Annotated in this window: 19 protein-coding genes; 16 read left to right on the top strand and 3 right to left on the bottom strand. The window is 70.2% G+C overall.

Annotation, left to right across the window (positions count from 1 at the left end; translation table 11 throughout):
• The first annotated feature begins 81 nt into the window (after window positions 1-81).
• From Aph01nite_RS17670 to Aph01nite_RS17660, 3 genes are all read left to right on the top strand, one after another.
• Entirely contained in the window at window positions 82-1,107 is a 1,026-nt protein-coding gene (locus Aph01nite_RS17670; protein WP_204041997.1) for a WxL protein peptidoglycan domain-containing protein, read from the top strand.
• A gap of 137 nt (window positions 1,108-1,244) precedes the next feature.
• On the top strand, window positions 1,245-1,559 hold the full coding sequence (locus tag Aph01nite_RS17665; RefSeq protein ID WP_204041996.1) for a hypothetical protein: 315 nt from the start codon (window positions 1,245-1,247) through the stop codon (window positions 1,557-1,559).
• 343 nt (window positions 1,560-1,902) lie between these two features.
• Complete coding sequence (locus Aph01nite_RS17660; protein WP_239161774.1) at window positions 1,903-3,096, top strand: FAD-binding oxidoreductase; 1,194 nt, start codon at window positions 1,903-1,905, stop codon at window positions 3,094-3,096.
• A gap of 113 nt (window positions 3,097-3,209) precedes the next feature.
• On the opposite strand, the gene Aph01nite_RS17655 is transcribed toward Aph01nite_RS17660, so the two are convergent.
• Window positions 3,210-3,467 (bottom strand): hypothetical protein, encoded by a 258-nt coding sequence (locus Aph01nite_RS17655; protein WP_204041994.1) that lies wholly within the window; start codon window positions 3,465-3,467, stop codon window positions 3,210-3,212.
• A 41-nt stretch (window positions 3,468-3,508) separates the two neighbouring features.
• Entirely contained in the window at window positions 3,509-4,378 is an 870-nt protein-coding gene (locus Aph01nite_RS17650; RefSeq protein WP_204041993.1) for a hypothetical protein, read from the bottom strand.
• A 297-nt stretch (window positions 4,379-4,675) separates the two neighbouring features.
• On the opposite strand from Aph01nite_RS17650, the gene Aph01nite_RS17645 reads away from it, so the two are divergent.
• The 7 genes from Aph01nite_RS17645 (at window position 4,676) to Aph01nite_RS17620 (ending at window position 10,117) form a co-directional block, all read left to right on the top strand.
• Window positions 4,676-4,996 (top strand): hypothetical protein, encoded by a 321-nt coding sequence (locus tag Aph01nite_RS17645; RefSeq protein ID WP_204041992.1) that lies wholly within the window; start codon window positions 4,676-4,678, stop codon window positions 4,994-4,996.
• Window positions 4,997-5,233: 237 nt separating this feature from the next.
• Window positions 5,234-5,809, top strand: coding sequence for a biotin transporter BioY (locus tag Aph01nite_RS17640; protein ID WP_204041991.1), 576 nt, complete (start codon window positions 5,234-5,236; stop codon window positions 5,807-5,809).
• On the top strand, window positions 5,806-7,287 hold the full coding sequence (locus Aph01nite_RS17635; RefSeq protein WP_204041990.1) for a class I adenylate-forming enzyme family protein: 1,482 nt from the start codon (window positions 5,806-5,808) through the stop codon (window positions 7,285-7,287). Before Aph01nite_RS17640 ends, Aph01nite_RS17635 begins: the two co-directional genes overlap by 4 nt.
• Window positions 7,284-7,418 carry a hypothetical protein gene (locus Aph01nite_RS42175; protein ID WP_275419249.1) on the top strand — a complete coding sequence of 45 codons (135 nt, stop codon included), beginning with the start codon at window positions 7,284-7,286 and terminating at the stop codon, window positions 7,416-7,418. The genes Aph01nite_RS17635 and Aph01nite_RS42175 overlap by 4 nt, the downstream gene beginning before the upstream one ends.
• A gap of 61 nt (window positions 7,419-7,479) precedes the next feature.
• Window positions 7,480-8,610, top strand: a complete 1,131-nt coding sequence (locus Aph01nite_RS17630; RefSeq protein ID WP_204041989.1) for a thiolase family protein — start codon at window positions 7,480-7,482, stop codon at window positions 8,608-8,610.
• Between the two features lie 236 nt (window positions 8,611-8,846).
• On the top strand, window positions 8,847-9,521 hold the full coding sequence (locus tag Aph01nite_RS17625; protein ID WP_204041988.1) for an energy-coupling factor ABC transporter ATP-binding protein: 675 nt from the start codon (window positions 8,847-8,849) through the stop codon (window positions 9,519-9,521).
• Window positions 9,518-10,117 carry an energy-coupling factor transporter transmembrane component T family protein gene (locus Aph01nite_RS17620; RefSeq protein WP_204041987.1) on the top strand — a complete coding sequence of 200 codons (600 nt, stop codon included), beginning with the start codon at window positions 9,518-9,520 and terminating at the stop codon, window positions 10,115-10,117. Before Aph01nite_RS17625 ends, Aph01nite_RS17620 begins: the two co-directional genes overlap by 4 nt.
• A 2-nt stretch (window positions 10,118-10,119) precedes the next feature.
• On the opposite strand, the gene Aph01nite_RS17615 is transcribed toward Aph01nite_RS17620, so the two are convergent.
• Window positions 10,120-11,613 carry a PucR family transcriptional regulator gene (locus Aph01nite_RS17615; protein WP_204041986.1) on the bottom strand — a complete coding sequence of 498 codons (1,494 nt, stop codon included), beginning with the start codon at window positions 11,611-11,613 and terminating at the stop codon, window positions 10,120-10,122.
• Between the two features lie 170 nt (window positions 11,614-11,783).
• Between Aph01nite_RS17615 and torT the strand changes: the two genes are divergently transcribed.
• From torT to Aph01nite_RS17585, 6 genes are read left to right on the top strand one after another with little or no spacing between them, the layout of a single operon-like run.
• On the top strand, window positions 11,784-12,917 hold the full coding sequence (gene torT, locus Aph01nite_RS17610) for a TMAO reductase system periplasmic protein TorT (RefSeq protein ID WP_204041985.1): 1,134 nt from the start codon (window positions 11,784-11,786) through the stop codon (window positions 12,915-12,917).
• A 37-nt stretch (window positions 12,918-12,954) separates the two neighbouring features.
• Window positions 12,955-14,472, top strand: coding sequence for a sugar ABC transporter ATP-binding protein (locus Aph01nite_RS17605; protein ID WP_239161773.1), 1,518 nt, complete (start codon window positions 12,955-12,957; stop codon window positions 14,470-14,472).
• Window positions 14,469-15,500 carry an ABC transporter permease gene (locus Aph01nite_RS17600; RefSeq protein WP_204041984.1) on the top strand — a complete coding sequence of 344 codons (1,032 nt, stop codon included), beginning with the start codon at window positions 14,469-14,471 and terminating at the stop codon, window positions 15,498-15,500. Before Aph01nite_RS17605 ends, Aph01nite_RS17600 begins: the two co-directional genes overlap by 4 nt.
• Before the next feature lie 2 nt (window positions 15,501-15,502).
• Complete coding sequence (gene pxpA / locus Aph01nite_RS17595; RefSeq protein WP_239161772.1) at window positions 15,503-16,252, top strand: 5-oxoprolinase subunit PxpA; 750 nt, start codon at window positions 15,503-15,505, stop codon at window positions 16,250-16,252.
• Window positions 16,245-16,490: an acetyl-CoA carboxylase gene (locus Aph01nite_RS17590; protein WP_204041982.1), complete on the top strand. Its 246-nt coding sequence runs from the start codon at window positions 16,245-16,247 to the stop codon at window positions 16,488-16,490. Before pxpA ends, Aph01nite_RS17590 begins: the two co-directional genes overlap by 8 nt.
• 5 nt (window positions 16,491-16,495) lie before the next feature.
• On the top strand, window positions 16,496-17,848 hold the full coding sequence (locus Aph01nite_RS17585) for an acetyl-CoA carboxylase biotin carboxylase subunit (protein ID WP_204041981.1): 1,353 nt from the start codon (window positions 16,496-16,498) through the stop codon (window positions 17,846-17,848).
• Window positions 17,849-17,855: the final 7 nt, after the last annotated feature.

Genomic DNA, 17,855 nt, shown 5'->3' with positions numbered 1-17,855 from the left:
CCGAAAGGGCGGTCCGTCCGGGACGTGTGCCACTCTGGCGCACGTCCCGGAATGTTCACGATCAGACAGGAGACACCTCTGTTGGCCAGTCCGCGCAGGGCAGTCGCCCTCCTCGCGCTCATGTGCGCCACCCTGGTCGGATTGGCTGGCCCGGCCGCCGCCCGCGACATCACCTGGTCGGTCGTACCGGCCAATGCCGGCGGCCCCGACGGCCGCAGCGTGATCGATGTCGAACTGGCCGGTGGGCAGGAGGTGACCGAGCACGTCGCGGTCATCAACCGCTCCACCAAGGAGGTCGTCTTCGCGATCGACGCCAACGACGGCTACCTGACCGCCAAGGGGCTGTTCGACATGCGGCCCTCGGACGCCACGCCGACCGACGGCGGAGCATGGATCCAGATTCCCGACAAGGTGACCATTCCCGCCGGCGCCACCGCCATCGTGCCCGTCAAGGTCACGGTGCCGCAGAACGCGACGCCGGGCGACCACCCCGCGGGTGTCACCGCGTCCGTGGAAACGATCTCCGACCAGGTCCGGGTCCAGAACCGGGTCGGCGTGCGGGTGAACCTCCGCGTGACCGGCGACTACGTGGCCAAAGTCGCCGTGACCGAGCTGCGGACCGAATACACCGGCTCATGGAATCCCTTCACCTCGGGCTCCATCGACGTGACGTACACCGTAGCCAACGTCGGCAACGTCCGGGTGGCGCCGTCCGCGCAGATCCGTACGTCCGCGCTGGTGGGTGAAAGCGGCTGGGACGACACATCCGAAGCCAAGACCAGAGAGATCATGCCGGGCAGCAGCCGCCAGTTCACCGCCCGGGTGACCGGCGTCTGGCCGATGGGCTCCCTCACCACCAAAATCGTGACGATCCCCTCCCCCGTGGGCCAGCCCGCCCCAGGCGTCCTCGCCGAGCGGGTGACGGTCGACACCACCCTCTGGGCCCTGCCCTGGCCGCAACTCGTCCTCCTCGTCCTCCTCGTCGCCGCCTTCTTCGTCATCCGGGTGTACGCCTCCCGCCGTCGCGAGCGCCTCGACCGGCAGGCCGAGATCCTGCGCGAGGCCAGCGCACTGATCGCCCAGTACGGCGGCAAGCCGAAAGAGTGAAAATCGGACAGTGACTGGGCAGGCGGCAACAACGTTGATCACCGGATGGAGGCAGCCGGTCGGTCCTCCAGTGAGGCCGAGCTCTGTGGTCCAGAGCGTATGGGTCGCCGTAGGCATGAACTCCCCGAGGAGAGACCATGCACGCCATCAACCTGACCTCGAGCCCTGTCACCCTCTACAGCGCGGACACCCCGGACGTGACCGACGACCCAGGCGTGGGCGTCGTCGCGAGCTGGGAGGTCGCCGGACCGACCGCCCGCAGCACGGAGACCCGGCGGGCTGCCGGCGCCCTCAGCCTCCGCACCCCGGACGGCGAGATCGTGCGGGCGCCCCTGGATGAGGTCGGCTCCGGGGAGATCGTCGGCCTGCCGGACCCCACGGGCGAAGTGACGTATATCGTGTCCCGTGCCACGGCCGAGCGCGCCACCGGCCGCCTGTACGGCAACCTATAGCGCCGGGAACGTGAGGACCTCGAGTCCGGCGGCGCCATCGTCAGTCCCCAGCGTGAGCGAGCCCGGCGACCCCGGAGCGCGGGACGCCGCCGTAGTCCGTAAGCCCGGCGGTAAGCGGAGCGGAAGAAGTCGGTAAGCGACTCCCGGCACTGTGGGACCTGTCAGGAGCGAATACGGCAGACGGCAGCGGACATGCCGCAGTGGCGGCACCCGCGACGGGCGGTTCCGGCCAGGGCGGTGGCGCGATCCTTGCCAGCGGTCTCGCGATTTCGTCGTACCCACCTGCTCAAATCTGTCGTGGACGCCGGATCTGGTTCGACGTATGGATATGGAGAGACGCGAAATGCCCCGGTTGATGGAACGGCACAACTATCTCGGACCCGGCGACCTCGGCTACGACGAGGCGCGCAGGACGCTCAACCCGGCCCTGGACCCGCGCCCGGCCCTGGTGGCCGAGGCCAGGGAGGCGGGGGACGTGGCGGCCGCCGTGCGCGCGGCCCGGGAACTCGATCTGGCCCTGACCGTACGGGCCACCGGCCACGGCACCCATGTCGCCTGCGACGAGCGGGTGCTGCTGCTCAGAACGTCGGACATGGCCTCCGTCACCGTCGACCCGGAACGCCGGATCGCCCGGGTCGGCCCCGGGGCGCGCTGGGGTCAGGTGATCGCCGCCGCCGCGCCGTACGGGCTGGCGCCGCTGGCGGGGTCGCACCCCGATGTCGGCGTCATCGGCTACACCCTCGGCGGCGGCCTCGGCTGGCTCTCCCGCCGGTACGGCTTCGCCGCCGACAGCGTGCTCCGCGCCGAAGTCGTCACCTCGGACGGACGAATGATCACGGCCGACCCCGGCCAGCACGCCGACCTGTTCTGGGCGCTTCGCGGAGGTGGCGGAGGCTTCGGGGTGGTCACAGCGCTGGAGTTCCGGTTGTATCCGGTGCCCGTGGTGTACGCGGGGGCGGCCACGTTCCCGGTCGAGCGAGCGGCCGAAACCCTGGCGCTCTACCGCGACTGGTGCGCGACCGCCCCTGACGAGGTGAGCACCGCCCTCGTGCTGACCCCGAACTCCCTGACGATCAAGGCCATGTGCACTGGATCCACCGACCCGCTACGCCCTCTGTGGGCGACGGCGATCACGGACACCATGGCCCCCATGCCGTTCGGCCAGGCCGCGATGGGCGGCACCGCCGCCCGCCACCTCGACCTCTTCCCCTCGCTGCCGGACGCCACTATCGACACCCTGGTCAGCGCCGGACGGGAGGCCACCGTGGAGGTACGCCACTGGGGTGGCGCGCTGGCCAAGCCCGGCGGCCCGGTGAGCCACCGCGACACCCGTTTCTCCGTCATCGTGGACGCCCAACTGCCCGGCGTGGCCGAGGCGCTCGCGCCGTACGCGAACGGAGGTGTCTTTCTCAACTTCCTCGCCGACACGGGCCGGACCGCCGACGCGTACACCCGCGAGGACCACAGCCGTCTCCTCGACGTGAAACGCGCGTACGACCCGGCCGATCTGTTCCGGACCGGCCACCGGATCCATTAGCGTTCCTCCGGCGGTGCGCCGGGCATGGGCGCGCGCTGGAGCAACGGGGCTAGCTCACCCTGTCATGACCCCGTCAGTAGAACTGTCGCGGATCCCCCACTCCCAAGGAACCGTCATGGCCACCCGAGGTCGCACGGGGCAGCGCGGTCTGGGGTGGGCCGCGCGTCCAGCCCCTGGCTGGTCGGCGCGTCCATCGTTGCCCTGCTCGCCGGCGGGTTCGCCGTGACAGGCCTGGCCCGGCCGTCCGGATCAGCCTGGTCGCCCTCGTGCCGGCGGCGCTGCTCGGGCTCGCCTGAAGTTCGGTCGGCGTCCGCGTCGACGCGGACGGCCTGCGCGTCGGCTTCGGCCCGTTGAGCCGACCCGCCCGCCACCGCCTGACCTCCACGGTGCGTACCCGCCGAACGCAAGGAGGCTACAAGCGGCCCAGCATCGCCGACATGGTGCGTTGTTCCAGCTTCCGGGCAACGGCCCGGCTCACACCCAGGTAGTGCGCCTGGACCTCCGCCCGGTCACGGATAACCGAGACGGAATCGACGTACACCGTGAGATCCCGGCCGTTCACCCGCTGGACGATTCGACTTCGATAAGCACAGACGTTGGATTCGCGCGGCAGTACGCGGATCCGGCTGACGTATACCCGAGGATTCTGGGCCCCTTCGCGTCGCAGCGAAAGCAGATAGTTCTTCTTGAGACAGGTCTTCGCACGATTCGAGTTCAGGGCCTTGAAGTCTGCCATAGCGTCCTCGGGTGATTCTACAAAGGTAACCGAACCGAGGATCTGCTGACCGTCTTTCCGGGTGAATAGCGGTGAGAATGCCTGCCCGGACTTGCGCTCTTCGATAGGTGGCCTGCCCAGACACTTCAAGAGGGCTGTGTAGTCCAGCTCGGATTGCCCGTCCGGGGTGTAGGGCTTACCGTGGAAGCCTGAACCGACGTCCGACGAGCGCAGCACCGCCCTGTCGGCAATCTTCTGATCCGATTCATAACGACTCGCGCTGGATTCAAGATCATGCGCGCCCAAATCCTTGGCCGCGGACATGGGTGGCGCCGTCACCGTGGGGGATGACGACTGCCGGATCGCCGCCGTCGGAGTGGCATCGGGAGTATCAGCCTGTCCGGGTTTCCATAGCGCGAGGAGCCCCACCACGACCGCGGCCAGAGCGGTGATGAACGCCCCTGAGATCTGGCCAGTGACGGCGATCCAGGAAACGCGCCGCGCATGCCGGCGTTCTATGGCCTTCTCCGCCGGATCGTTGTCGCCCGTACTCTCCGAGGTTGCCACTTGACCGCCCCCTGATATTCGCGGAATACATCGGGAGAAGATAACCACATTGAGATGATTCACACGGGCAGTTATTATATCGTTATCAACAGATTTCGAGGCGAACCCGCGCAGGAGTGCAGAAATTTCCCGCAGAGCTCCCACTCAATGCCAATGTCGGCGAATGGGTGTGATCCACGCGTTCGGCATGAGAGTTCCGTAACGAACATCAACCCACCCAGCGCGCTGATCAGCGCGAGCACCTCGGTTAAAACGGGACACCGGCCACCCGGAACTTCGTCAACAAACTGCTTCCAGATGCAGAGCGAACCCAACCGCTCCAGGTCTGATGAAGATTCTGGTGTCTCCAATACCGTGGACTCCAAGGTTCCGATGGCCGCGTTCATGGCGGTTAAGGCCTCCAACAACACAGTCGGCCCCATCGAGAGCCGCGTCATGGTGACCGCCCGCAAACTCCACACGCTCAAGGTCGTCGAGAGTCAACTGAGCGAACTCAGGGCAGCTGAGCAGGCGACGCGCCCACTCGGCAGCCCGGAACTGGTGCAGTCAGCCAACGCCGCATCGGCCGTCCGGGCGCTTCCGTCGACGCTCGACTCAGACGACGCGATCGCCGGTTGATGCACCCGTGCCGCGTCTTTCGCTGACTTCGCGAACGCCCTAAGTCCCTCGTCACCAGGCTCCAGATGAACCTTTGATGAGCGAGAGCCATTACCAGGACCGTTACCGGCTCTCGTCACCACGGTGCGAACAATGGATGGTCGCGGACGCGGTCAGGAGCGCCATCAGAGTCGGGTCGCACGGTCAGCCGCGACAGTGCCATATAGGCCCCTCCCAACCTGGGGATATGGTGTCCGCGTGTCAGGTTCCCGTGCTTCCCTCCCCGCCGCCGACCTTGCCAGGACGGTGGTCTTCGCCGCCTTCATCGCGGTGCTCGGCATCTTCCCCGGCGTCTACGTCGGCACCTCCGGCATCCCCATCGTCCTGCAGAACGCCGGCCCGCTGCTGGCCGGAAGCCTGTTGGGCGCCCGCCGTGGGGCCATGTCCGTCGCGCTGTTCCTGGCGTTGACCGCGCTCGGCCTGCCGCTGCTGTCGGGCGGCCGGGCGGGGATCGGCCCTTTCCTCGGCCCGAGCGGCGGTTACCTGCTGGGCTGGATCCTGTCCGCCCTGGTCGCCGGTCTCATCGTGGAGCGCGCGAAGAGTCCGGGGCTGCCCGTGCTGCTGGTCGCCAACGCGGCCGGGCTGGCCGCCGACTACCTCATCGGCGTGCCGTTCCTCGGCCTGTACACGGGCGACCTGCCGGCCGCCGCGGTCCAGTCGCTGACCTTCCTGCCGGGTGACGTGGCCAAGGTGGTGGTGGTCTCGCTGATCGCCGCCCTGCTCTACCGTGCCCTGCCCGGACAGCTGGCGGGGTCGGCGAAACGGTCCGCATGAGGCTCGCCACACCGCCGATCGTCGGCCCTGGCGCGGTTCCCGCCGAATTGCTCGCACGCGCGCACGGGGCCGCTCGATGGCTGGCCGCCCGCGGGATCACCGAAGGCTCCCGGGTGGCGGTGGACTCCCCCGACCCGCTGCCCTGGTTCCTCGGGGCGGATCTACTCGGCGCGGCCTGCCTGATGGTCGAGCCGGCATGGACACCACGCGAGCGGGACGCGGTGCTCGCCGACGCGCGCCCGGACCTGGTGGTCACCGCCACCACCGCACCAAGCGCACAGGACACGGCACCAGCGGGCGACCAACCAAGCCGGGACGACACAGCGCCAGTGGGCGACGAACCGAGCCCGGAAGGCACGACACCAGCGAGCGACGAACCGAGCCGGCGCGGCACAGCGCCGATGGACGACGAACCGCCCGCGGAAGACACGACACCAGCGAGCGACGAACCGAGCGCGGAAGGCACGGTGTCGGCGGGCGGCGATGGCACGTTCTTCTACCTGCCGACGACCTCGGGCAGCAGCGCCCGGCCGAAGGTGCTGGTCCGGACCCGCGGGTCGTGGCTGCGCAGCTTCGCCGCGCTCGGGCCGCTGCCCGGTCCGGTGCTGGTTCCGGGGCCGCTCAGCTCGTCGCTGTTCCTGTTCGGCGCCCTGCATGCGCTCTGGTGCGGCCACCCGATCGAGTGGCTGGCCCGCTGGGAACCGGAGACCGCGGCGCTGGCCGCGCGGCGATGCGCCACCGCCCACCTGGTCCCCGCGATGCTGTCGGGATTGCTCGACGTGCTGGAGCGTGACCCTGAGCTGCGGCGCGACTGCGCTCTGAGCACCGTCGTCTGCGGTGGCGCGCATCTGGGCGACCGGACCCGGGAACGGTTCGCCCGGCTGCTGCCGGGGGCGGAGCTGGTCGAGTACTACGGCTCGGCGGAGCATTCCTTGATCGCGGTGCGGCGTGGTGACAGCGGCTTGCGCCCGGTTCCGGGCGTGCGACTGGAGGTCCGGGACGGCCTGCTGTGGGTGAAGTCCCCGCTGGCGTACGCCGGTCGGCTGGATCAAGGAGTCCTGTCGCCGGCTGCGGAGTGGTCCACGGTGGGAGATCAGGTCGACATCGACGGGACCGGCCTGCTGACGGTGCGCGGCCGGGCCGGTGCCGTCGTGTCCAGCGGCGGGAGGCTGGTCGCCGCGGCGGAGGTCGAAGCGGTGCTCCGCGCCGTGCCCGCGGTGGCGGACGTGCTGGTCGCCGGCACCCCCCATCCGACGCTCGGCGCGATCGTGACCGCCGTGGTCGAGACCGCCGCAGGGGAACGGCCCACGCTGCGCGAACTCCGCGCTGCGGCGCGGGCCGGCCTGGAGCCGGGCAAACGACCACGGCGCTGGCTGGCGACCAAAGCCCTGCCCAGAACGGCGTCAGGCAAGCCCGCCCGCGCCGTCGTCGCCCAGCAACTCCTCGACGGCACACTCGCCGCGGAGCCACTGCGATGACCGACGACCCGGCACCGATCACCAGGGGCGGCCAGGCGCGGCCTGACATGGGAGCCATCACGGTGATCGACAATCCGACACCCGTCATCGAGCCAGCCAAACACGGCCTGACATCGGAGCCATCACGGTGATCGACAATCCGACACCGGTCGTCGGCGCGGCCAGACACGGCGTGGCATTGGAGCCGTTGTGATGATCGACGACCTGACACCGGTCGTCGTGGCGGCCAGGCGTAGCCCGATCGGCAACGCGGGTGGCGCGTTGCGCCGGTTCGCCGTTGACGAGCTGGCCGCGCCGGTGCTGCGGGCCGTACTGGCCGACGCGGGTTTGGACACGGTGGACGACGTGCTGCTCGGCAATGTCTTCGGGCCGGGCGGCAACCCGGCGAGGGTCGCGGCCCTGCGTGCCGGGCTCGGTCATGAGGTGCCGGGGCTGACCGTGGACCGGCAGTGTGCCAGCGGCCTCGCGGCGATCACGCTGGCGGCGGCGATGATCCGCGCGGGGGCGGGTGAGGCGTACCTGGCGGGGGGTGTGGAGAGCGCCTCCACCGCCCCGCTGCGCGCCTGGCCCGTACGGCCGGGCGAACCGCCGGACTTCTACACGCGGGCGCCCTTCGCGCCGGCCGAGATCGGCGACCCCGACATGGGCCCCGCCGCCGACCTGGTGGCCGCCGAGGCCGGGATCTCCCGGGAGCGTCAGGACGCCTTCGCCGTTCGCAGCCATACCAGGGCGGTACGCGCCCAGCGGGCAGGCCGCTTCACCGCCGAACTGGTCCCGATCGGCGGCGTCGATCGGGACGAACGGCCCCGCGACGGCTTCACCGTGGCACGCCTGGCCAGGTTCCGGCCCGCCTTCACCCCGGACGGCACCGCGACCGCGGCCAATTCGTGCGGCGTCAACGATGGCGCGGCGGCCGTGCTGCTGGTGAGCGAGGCGTACCGCCGCCGCCACGGGCTGCCCGGCCTGCGGCTCGTCGCCTCGGCCACCTCGGCCGTGGACCCCAACCGGCTCGGCCTAGGCGCAGTGCCCGCGATGAAGTCCGTCCTCGACCGCACTCCTGACATGGTCGAATTCGTCGAATTCAACGAGGCGTTCGCCGGCCAGACCCTGGCCTGCCTGGACGGCGCCGGCATCGACGAGCACACGGTCAGCCCGGACGGCGGCGCGATCGCGCTGGGCCACCCGTGGGGCGCCTCCGGCGCCGTTCTGGTGGTACGGCTGTTCGCGACCCTGGTCCGGCAACGGGGTTCGGGCTTCGGCCTCGCCGCCCTGTCCGCAGGCGGCGGTGTCGGCGTAGCCACGACCTGGGAGGCAGTGTCATGATCCTCCGTTCGGGCTTCGGCCCCGCCGCCCTGCCCGCAGGCGATGGTGTCGGCGTAGCCACGACCTGGGAGGCAGTGTCATGATCCTCGGTCCGGACTTCGGCCTCGCTGCCCCCGAGGGCGGTGTCGGCGCGGGCGCGACCTGGGAGGCGGTGTCATGATCTTCGGTTCGGGCTTCGGCCTCGCCCTGTCCCCGGGCGGCGGGGTCGGCGTGGGCGCGACCTGGGAGGCGGTTCGATGATCGAGTTCACGGACGTTGGGCACCGTTACGGCGACCGGGTGGTCCTGTCCAGCGTGAATCTGCGACTGACCGAGCAAAGGGTGGCCTTCGTCGGCGCGAACGGCTCGGGCAAGTCCACCCTGGCCCGCATGATCAATGGTCTGGTCTCCCCGACCAGCGGCGGCGTACGAGTGCACGGCCTCGACCCGAGCCGCGACGGACGCGAGGTCCGGCGTCGCGTCGGGTTCGTCTTCACCAACCCGGACAGCCAGATCGTGATGCCGACCGCGGGTGAGGACGTGGCGTTCTCGCTGCGGCGGAGCGGACTGTCCAAGAAGGAGCGTGCCGAACGGGCGGAGCGGGCGCTGGCCGAGTTCGGGCTGGACGGCTACGCCGAGCATCCCGCGCACCAGCTCTCCGGCGGGCAGAAGCAGATGCTCGCGCTGTGCGCGATGCTCGTGCTCGATCCCGACGTGCTGGTCTGCGACGAGCCGACGACGCTGCTGGATCTGCGGAACAAACGACGCTTCGTCGAGAAGCTCGCCGGGTTGCGGCAGCAGGTCGTCCTGGTCACGCACGACCTCGACCTGCTGGAGACCTTCGACCGCGTGGTCGTGCTCGACGAGGGCCGCGTCGTGGCCGACGACCGGCCGGAGCGCGCGCTGCGGCACTACCGGACGCTCGTCACGTGACCGGCTGGTACGAGCCGGGGACCAGCCCGCTGCACCGGGCCCCGGCCGGGTGGAAGTTCCTGGCCGTGCTCGCGCTCGCGGCGCTGGTGTTCGCGCTCAGGTCGCCGGTCTGGCTGGGCGGCGTCTGCGCGGCCGTACTCCTCGGGTACGCGGTGGCGCGGGTCTCGCTCCGGCGATGCCTGCAGGTCGCGCGGATGCTCGGGGTCCTGGTGGCGCTGGTGTTCGCGGTGCAGTGGTGGCTGCTCGGCGCCGGCCAGGCGCTGGTGGTGTGCCTGCGGATCGTGGCGGCGCTGGCCGCGGCCAACCTGTTCACGATCACCACCCGGGTCGACGACGTGGTGTCCGCAGTGGAGCGCGGGCTCCGGCCGTTCGCCCGGCTGGGGGTCAGACCGGACCGGGTCGGTCTGCTGGTCGGCCTCACCCTGCAGGCGGTGGCCACCCTGTCCGTGATCGCCGCCGAGGTACGGGAGGCCGCCAAGGCCCGGGGCGCGGACCGTTCGATCGCCGCGTTCGCGGTGCCCTTCCTGATCAGGACGTTGCGGCACGCAGACGAGCTGGGCGAGGCGCTGGCCGCCCGTGGTGAGGGCGACGGCTGACGTCAGTGGCCGGCCGCGTCGTACAGGCGGAAGGCCAGGTTGCAGATCACCAGGGTGTCCAGGCTGTCCAGGTCGGCTTCGAGCAGCTTGCCGATCTGGGCCAGCCGGTACCGGAGCGTGTTGCGGTGCACGTGCAGGGCCTCGGCCGTCGCGTGCTGCCTGGCGTCCAGCCGCAGGTAGGTCCGGAGGGTGTGCATCAGCTGGCCGTCGGCCTTGGCGTCGTGGTCGATCAGTGGTTGCAGCACCTCCCGGGCGGCGTGCTGGCCGCCCCGCCCGGCGGCCGCGGCCACGATCGAGGTCAGGTCGAACGCGCGGGAGCGCTGCGGTCTGGCCAGCTCCTCGGTGATCGACGCTCGGGCCGAGGCGAGCACCATGCGGATCTCCTCGGCGTCCCTGGCGGGCCCGGCCACCACGATCGCCCGGCCGGGCATCTCCCGGCGCAGCACCTCGAGGACCTCGCCGGTGGTGTCGCCGGTGCCTCCTTGGGCGAACAGCACCAGCAGCTCGCCGCTGCGCACCGAGCGCACCACGGGCAGCACCTGCTCCACGGCCAGGCGCAGGCGCAGCGAGTACCCGGCCGAGAACGCGGGTTTCGGCGCGGCCAGCAGGACGACCGTGGGCACGTCGCTCTCGAAGCCGGCCACGCGCAGCGCCCTGACCAGGGTCGGGGTGGGTGTGGTCCAGTCGGTGAGGCCGGTGAGCACGGCGGCCATTCGCGTCGCGTTCGACGGCTCCTCCTGCAACCGGCGGGTCAGGTCGATGGCGACCAGCGTGGCGGCGGCGCTCATCGCCATCCGTACGCTCTCGACGGCCATCTCGGTGCGGCCGACCAGGATGTGGTCGTGCGCGCCCGCCTGGTCGAGCGGCACCGCGTGGTATCCGGTCGTGCCGCTGGTGGCCAGACCCTGGAGTACCAGGTCCATCCGCCAGTCCTGGTGGAGCGGCCAGCTCGACACCACCCTGCCGTCGATGTCGAGGATGGCCGCCTCCCCGCCGATCTCCTCGGCGATCCGCCCGAGCAGGGTCATCAGCGGCGCGCTGTTGGACATGAGCTGCGCCAGCTCCGCGGCCAGGTTGGACGCTCGCCCCATGTCCTTGAACCGGTCCGCGACGATCATGTCGGCCACGAACTCACTGATCCGTACGAACGGCACGCTGTACGGCACGACGAGCACCGGCAGATCCACCGCCGTGGCACTCTCCACCAGGGCACGAGGGACGTCGGCATGGGTCAGCCCGCATCCGAATCCGACGGCCGTGACCCTTTTGTGCTTAAGCCGAGACGCGAAGGTTCGCCAGCCTTCTTGATCGTCCGCCTGGATGAAGGCGCCGGTGGTGAGCAGCAGCTCGCCGCCCCGCAGGAACGGCGCGGGGTCCACGAGCTCGGTGGACGCCACCCAGCGGACCGCGCGTTTCATCAGGTCAGGGCTGGTGGGCGTGGCCAGGCTGAGCTCCAGGACGGTCTCGGCCATGAGCTGATCCAAGCTCAACGCCATGGGGCCACTCCTCCCCGATAAGTCACCCCTGTTATGCAATTGCACAGTACATCGCGCCTGACCTTGGCCACGCCGCACGTAGACGCTGCGAAGAGCCTGGATGTTGACTGCATGCCATCCCACCGACCTCCGTAGTTCCGGCATGCGGAACCCCCTAAGGGGAGATGTTCGTGCAGTTCACACGCTATTCCGCCGTCCTCGCGACCGCGGCCGCCGCCACCCTGGCGTTGTCGGCCTGCGGCTCGTCCACCACCCCCGAATCCGGCTCCGCGTCCGGCCCGGCCACCGGCGACACGGCGGCCGCGAAGAGCTGGGCCCCGGCCAAAGTCGACGTCTGGGCCGACCTGTCCATGGACAGCGCGCGCAGCAAGGCCGAGTACACCCCCGTCGGCAAGGCCGAGAAGCCGTGGAACATCTGTGTGTCCGTACCGCACATGAAGGACGCGTACTGGCTCGGCATGAACTACGGCGTGGCCGAGCAGGCGCGCGAGGCCGGCGTCAACATGACGATGGTCGAGGCCGGCGGCTACGAGAACATCGACAAGCAGATCCAGCAGATCGAGGACTGCTCGCAGAGCGCCGACGCCGTGGTCATCGGCGCCATCTCCTTCGACGGGCTGAACAGCACGGTCGACCGGCTGGCCGCCGCCGGCAAGCCGGTCATCGACGTGATCAACGGCATGTCCAGCCCCAAGGTCACCGCCAAGTCGCTCGTCTCCTTCCACGACCTCGCCCAGATCGCCGCCGAATGGGTGGTCAAGGACTCCGCCGGCCAGCCGGTCAAGGTCGCCTGGTTCCCCGGCCCGAAGGGCGCCGGCTGGTCCGAGGACGGCGAGCGCGGCTTCAAGAGCGCCCTCACCGGCAGCCCGGTGCAGGTCGTCGACACCAAGTGGGGCGACACCGGCAAGGACGCGCAGAGCAAGCTGATCGAGGACGTGCTCGCCGCGCACCCCGACATCAACTACATCGTCGGCACCGCGGTCACCGCCGAGGCGGCCGGTCCGATCCTGCGGGACCGCGGCCTGAGCGACAAGATCCGCGTCGCCGGTTACTACTTCACCCCGGGCACGTACACCGGCATCGAGCGCGGGACCGTCCAGGCCGCGCCCAGCGACAGCACCGCCATCCAGGGCCGGATCGCCATCGACCAGGCCATCCGCGCGCTGGAGAAGAAGGACTTCCAGAAGCACGTGGGGCCCGAACTGGTCATGGTCACCAAGGACACGCTGAAGGACTTCGACGTCTCCACCACGCTGGCCCCCGACAGCTGGTCGCCCACGTTCCAGGTCAAGGCCGGCAGCTGACCTTAGGAACGTTCCCACCAGCAGAAAGTTGTCTCCGATGACCGAACCTGTGCTTCGGGTCCGCGGGCTGACCAAGAAGTATCCGGGCGTCACCGCGCTCGACCGGGTGGACTTCGAACTCCGCCGCGGTGAGGTGCACGCGCTCTTCGGCGAGAACGGCGCCGGGAAGTCCACCCTCATCTCCATCATCTCCGGGGCGCAGCACCCGGACGGCGGGACCATCGAGGTCGGCGGCCGGGCCGTCGAACTGTCCGGCGTCGCGGCCGCACGCGGGCTGGGCATCAGCGCGGTCTTCCAGGAGTTCTCGCTGATGCCCACGATGACCGTGGCGGAGAACCTGGTGATGGGCAGCGAGCCCGGCAGGTTCGGCTTCGTCGACCGGCGGCGGATCAGGAGACTGGCGCGGGAGCGCCTGGAGGAGTTCGGCTTCCGCATCGCCCCCGACCGGCTGGTGGAGACGCTGAGCCGGGCCGAACAGCAGATGGTGGAGATCGCCAAGGCGTTCCGGCCCGAGCTCAGCGTGCTGATCCTGGACGAGCCGACCGCCTCGCTCACCGACGAGGAGGCCGAGCGGCTGTTCGCCCTGGTCGAGGAGGCACGCGGGCGGGGCATCGGGATCATCTACATCACCCACCGGATGGCCGAGATCCGGCGGCTCGCCGACCGGGTGACCGTGCTCCGGGACGGCCGCCTGGTCACGACCGTCCCCGGGGACACCCCGGACGAGCAGCTGATCAACCTGATGACCGGCCGGGTGGTCGAGGACCTCTACCCCGAACTGCCCGTCCCCGGCACCGGCGTGATGCTCGCCGCCCGCGGCCTCACCACCTTCGACGGCTCGGTGCGGAACGCGAGTTTCGAACTCCGCGCCGGGGAGATCGTCGGTTTCGCCGGTCTGATGGGCTCGGGCAAGTCCGCCGCGGCCCGCGCCTGTTTCGGCCTGGAGCGGGTGGACGCCGGCACGGTCACCGTCGCCGGGCAGGACCTGACCGGCGCCAAGCCCGCCGCGGTCATGAAGTCCGGCGTGGTCTACCTGCCCAGCGACCGCAAGCAGGAGGGGCTGTTCCTGGAACGGCCGCTGCGGGAGACCGTCACCCTGCCGTGGCTGCGCCGGGCGCCCATGTCGGCCGGCCCGCTGCTGCGGCCGGGGCGGGAGCGCGCGGTGGCGGGGGACATGCTGCGCCGGATGCGGCTGAGCCCGGCCGACCCGGAGCGTCCCGCGGCCAGCTACTCCGGCGGCAACCAGCAGAAGGGCCTGCTCGGGCGGGCCCTGCTCGGGGAGTGCACCACGTACCTGCTGGACGAGCCGACCGTCGGCGTGGACGTCGGTGCCCGGGTGACGATCTACGAGCAGATCGTGGCGCTCGCCCGCGCGGGCAGTGCCGTCCTGGTCGTCTCGTCCGAGTTGCCGGAGATCCTGCACCTGTGCCACCGCGTGTACGTGTTCTCCCACGGGCAGATCACCGCGGAGCTCATCGGAGCCGACATCAACGAAGAAACGATCTTGCGCCACATGATGCATTGGGGCGAACCAGCTGTGAAGGACATCGCATGACCGCCACTAGTCCAGCGGTCGCGGGACCGCGCAACCCGATGATCTCGCTCGCCGCCCGGGGGTTCGTCAAGATCGGCGTACTGCCCGTCCTGGTGCTGGTCGCGCTGGTGGTGTTCGCCAGCATGTCGGACAACTTCCTCACGGTGGAGAACATCCATTCGGCGCTGCGGCAGAACTCCTACATCGTCATCGCCACCCTGGGTCAGTTCATCGTGCTGCTGACCGGCGGGTTCGACCTGTCGATCGGCGCGGTGACCGCGCTGGTCTCGGTGAGCACCGCGATGGCCATGGTCGCGCAGGCGGAGACGTCCTCCCCGCTGACCGCCGTCCTGGTCGGCATCGCCGTCGGCATGCTGGTCGGCATGGGCTGCGGGCTGGTCAACGCCCTGGGCATCGCGAGCATGAACATCAACCCGTTCATCATGACGCTGGCCACGGCCTCGGCGTTCTCCGGGCTGGCGCTGATGCTCACCTCGGGCGTACCCGTCTCCGGGCTGCCGGTAGAGTTCAGCGACTGGCTGGGCTTCAACCAGATCCTCGGCATCGGCGTCCCCATCTGGATCGCCGCCCTGGCCGCGGTCGGTCTCTGGGTCCTCCTGACGCTGACCCGCCCGGGCCGCCACATCTACTCGGTCGGGTCCAGCCCCAAGGCGGCCAGGCTCTCCGGGATCAGCGAGTTCCGTACCCTGCTGCTGGCGTACGTGGCGGCCGGCGGGCTCGCGGCCATCGGCTCGGTGCTGCTCACCGCGCGCATCGAGACCGGGGAGGCCAACCTCGGCGCGTCCCTGCCGCTCCAGACGATCGCCGCTGCCGTCATCGGCGGGGTCAGCCTGCGCGGCGGCTCCGGCCGGGTCATCGACGCGGTGCTGGGCGCGGTGTTCATCGGGATCGTCGCCAACGGCATGAACCTGGCGCAGATCAACTCCTACTACCAAATGATCGTCACCGGGGCCGTCCTGGCGCTGGCCGTCGTCGCGGATCGTCTGCGCAGCCGGCTCGCGGTGGCCGTGTACGCCGGAAAGGTATGAACATGAAGATCACCCTCAACTCCGACATGGGGGAATCCTTCGGGATTCACTCCTTCGGAAACGACCAGGCGCTGCTCAGCCTCATCGACACGGCGAACGTGGCCTGCGGTTTCCACGCCGGCGACCCGAGCGGGATCCGGGAGACCGTCACCAACGCGGCCGCCGCCGGGATCACCGTCGGCGCCCACCCGGGGCTGCCCGACCTGGTCGGCTTCGGACGGCGGGAGATGAAACTCCACCCCGAAGAGGTACGCGACATCGTCCGCTACCAGGTCGGCGCGTTGAAGGGTTTCCTGGACGCGGCAGGCGTACCCCTCGACCACATCAAGCCGCACGGCTCCCTGTACGGCATGGTGGCGCGGGACGACACGCTGATGGACGCGGTGTGCGACGTGGCCGCGCAGTACGAGGTCCCGATCTTCGGCATGGCGGGCACGGCCCACGAGCGGGTGTCCGTCGCGCGGGGCATCCCGTTCCTCGCCGAGTTCTACGTGGATCTCGAGTACGCGGCCGACGGCGGGCTGATCATCGCCCGCCGGCCGCACGCCACCCCGGTCGAGCGCGCCGTTGAGCGGATGACCATCGCCCTCACCGAGGGTGTGGCCATCGCCAACACGGGTGAGCGGATCCCCATGAAATTCGACACCGTCTGTGTGCACTCGGACACGCCGAACGCCGTCGAGGTGGCCACCGCCATCAGAACCGTCATCGACTCGCAGGACTCCGCGTCCGGAAAGGCCAATCATGTCTGAGCACGTCGTGCAGTCCCCGCTTCCCGGCATCTTCTACACCAAGCCCTCGCCCGAGCAGCCGCCCTTCGTCGAGGTCGGCTCCGTGGTCGCCGCGGACACCGTCGTCGGCCTGGTCGAGGTCATGAAGCAGTTCGCCGAGGTCAAGGCCGGGGTGAACGGCACGGTGAAGGAGATCCACGCGGAGAACGAGGGCGTCATCGGCCCCGGGGACCGCATCCTCACCGTCGAGGAGGGCTGATCGCGGTGCGCAAGCTGCTTGTCGCCAACCGCGGCGAGATCGCGGTTCGCGTCATCCGCGCCGCGCGCGAGCTCGGGATCGGCACCGTGGCCGTGTACAGCGAGGCCGACCAGGACGCGCTGCACGTCAAACTGGCCGACGAGCGGGTGCTGATCGGCCCGCCGGCCGCGTCCCGCAGCTACCTGAACATGGACGTCATCGTCACCGCGGCCGTGGACCTCGGAGCGGACGCGGTGCATCCCGGGTACGGCTTCCTGTCCGAGCGCGCCGAGTTCGCCGAGAAGGTCGCCGCGGCCAGGCTCACCTTCGTCGGCCCGTCCGCGGAGACGATCCGGCTGATGGGCGACAAGGCCAGGGCAAGGTCCGCGGCCGAGGCGGCGGGCGTGCCGACCGTACCCGGCTCCAACGGTCCCGTCGACGGCCTGGCCGAGGCGCTGGCCGAGGCGGAGCAGGCCGGATACCCGGTGGCGGTCAAGGCCGCGGCGGGCGGCGGCGGGCGCGGCATCCGCGTGGTGGCCGACGCCGCCGAGCTCACCGAGGCGCTGCCCGTCGCCAGGGCGGAGGCTCAGGCGGCCTTCGGCAGCGGGCTGGTCTACATCGAAAGGTTCGTCCCGAACGCCAGGCACATCGAGGTGCAGGTGTTCGGCGACGGGCAGAACTTCGTCCACCTGGGCGAACGCGAATGCTCGATGCAGCGGCGGCGGCAGAAGGTGATCGAGGAGGCCGGCGCGCCCGGGCTGCCCGAGGACGTGCGCACCGCGATGACCGAGGCGGCCGTCGCGCTGGCCAAGGTCTCGGGCTACTCGGGCGCGGGCACCGTCGAGTTCCTCTACGACCCCGCGCGCGGAGAGTTCTACTTCATCGAGATGAACACCAGGATCCAGGTGGAGCACCCGGTCACCGAGATGGTCACCGGCCGCGACCTGGTCCGCGAGCAGCTCACCGTGGCCTCCGGCGCTCCCCTGTCGTTCGCCCAGTCGGACGTCGAGTTCCGCGGCCACGCCATCGAGGTCCGGCTCAACGCCGAGAACCCGGACTTCGGGTTCATGCCCAGCCCCGGCGCCATCACGTCCATGCGGATGCCGGGCGGCCCGTTCGTACGCGTCGACTCGGGCTTCGGGCCGGGCAGCGAGGTCAGCCCGTTCTACGACTCCCTGCTCGCCAAGATCGTCGTCTGGGCGGACAGCCGACCGGCGGCGGTCGCCCGGATGGCCCGGACCCTGGACGAGGTCGAGATCGAAGGCGTCGTCACCACCGCGGGCTTCCTGCGCAGGGTGACCGACGTCGCGGAGTTCCGCGAGGGCCGGTACCACACGACCTTCCTTGAAGACTGGATCGCCGGCGGCGCCGGCAAGTGAAGGAGCC

The organism is Acrocarpospora phusangensis, assembly GCF_016862995.1.
Lineage (GTDB): Bacteria > Actinomycetota > Actinomycetes > Streptosporangiales > Streptosporangiaceae > Acrocarpospora > Acrocarpospora phusangensis.
This window is presented reverse-complemented; position numbering and strand designations above follow the sequence as displayed.

Coding starts and splice junctions, on each gene's coding strand:
- Aph01nite_RS17665 (WP_204041996.1), top strand. CDS start 1,245: ATGCACGCCATCAACCTGACCTCGAGCCCTGTCACCCTCTACAGCGCG.
- Aph01nite_RS17660 (WP_239161774.1), top strand. CDS start 1,903: ATGCCCCGGTTGATGGAACGGCACAACTATCTCGGACCCGGCGACCTC.
- Aph01nite_RS17645 (WP_204041992.1), top strand. CDS start 4,676: ATGCAGAGCGAACCCAACCGCTCCAGGTCTGATGAAGATTCTGGTGTC.
- Aph01nite_RS17635 (WP_204041990.1), top strand. CDS start 5,806: ATGAGGCTCGCCACACCGCCGATCGTCGGCCCTGGCGCGGTTCCCGCC.
- Aph01nite_RS42175 (WP_275419249.1), top strand. CDS start 7,284: ATGACCGACGACCCGGCACCGATCACCAGGGGCGGCCAGGCGCGGCCT.
- Aph01nite_RS17630 (WP_204041989.1), top strand. CDS start 7,480: ATGATCGACGACCTGACACCGGTCGTCGTGGCGGCCAGGCGTAGCCCG.
- Aph01nite_RS17625 (WP_204041988.1), top strand. CDS start 8,847: ATGATCGAGTTCACGGACGTTGGGCACCGTTACGGCGACCGGGTGGTC.
- Aph01nite_RS17615 (WP_204041986.1), bottom strand. CDS start 11,613: ATGGCGTTGAGCTTGGATCAGCTCATGGCCGAGACCGTCCTGGAGCTC.
- Aph01nite_RS17605 (WP_239161773.1), top strand. CDS start 12,955: ATGACCGAACCTGTGCTTCGGGTCCGCGGGCTGACCAAGAAGTATCCG.
- Aph01nite_RS17600 (WP_204041984.1), top strand. CDS start 14,469: ATGACCGCCACTAGTCCAGCGGTCGCGGGACCGCGCAACCCGATGATC.
- pxpA (WP_239161772.1), top strand. CDS start 15,503: ATGAAGATCACCCTCAACTCCGACATGGGGGAATCCTTCGGGATTCAC.
- Aph01nite_RS17590 (WP_204041982.1), top strand. CDS start 16,245: ATGTCTGAGCACGTCGTGCAGTCCCCGCTTCCCGGCATCTTCTACACC.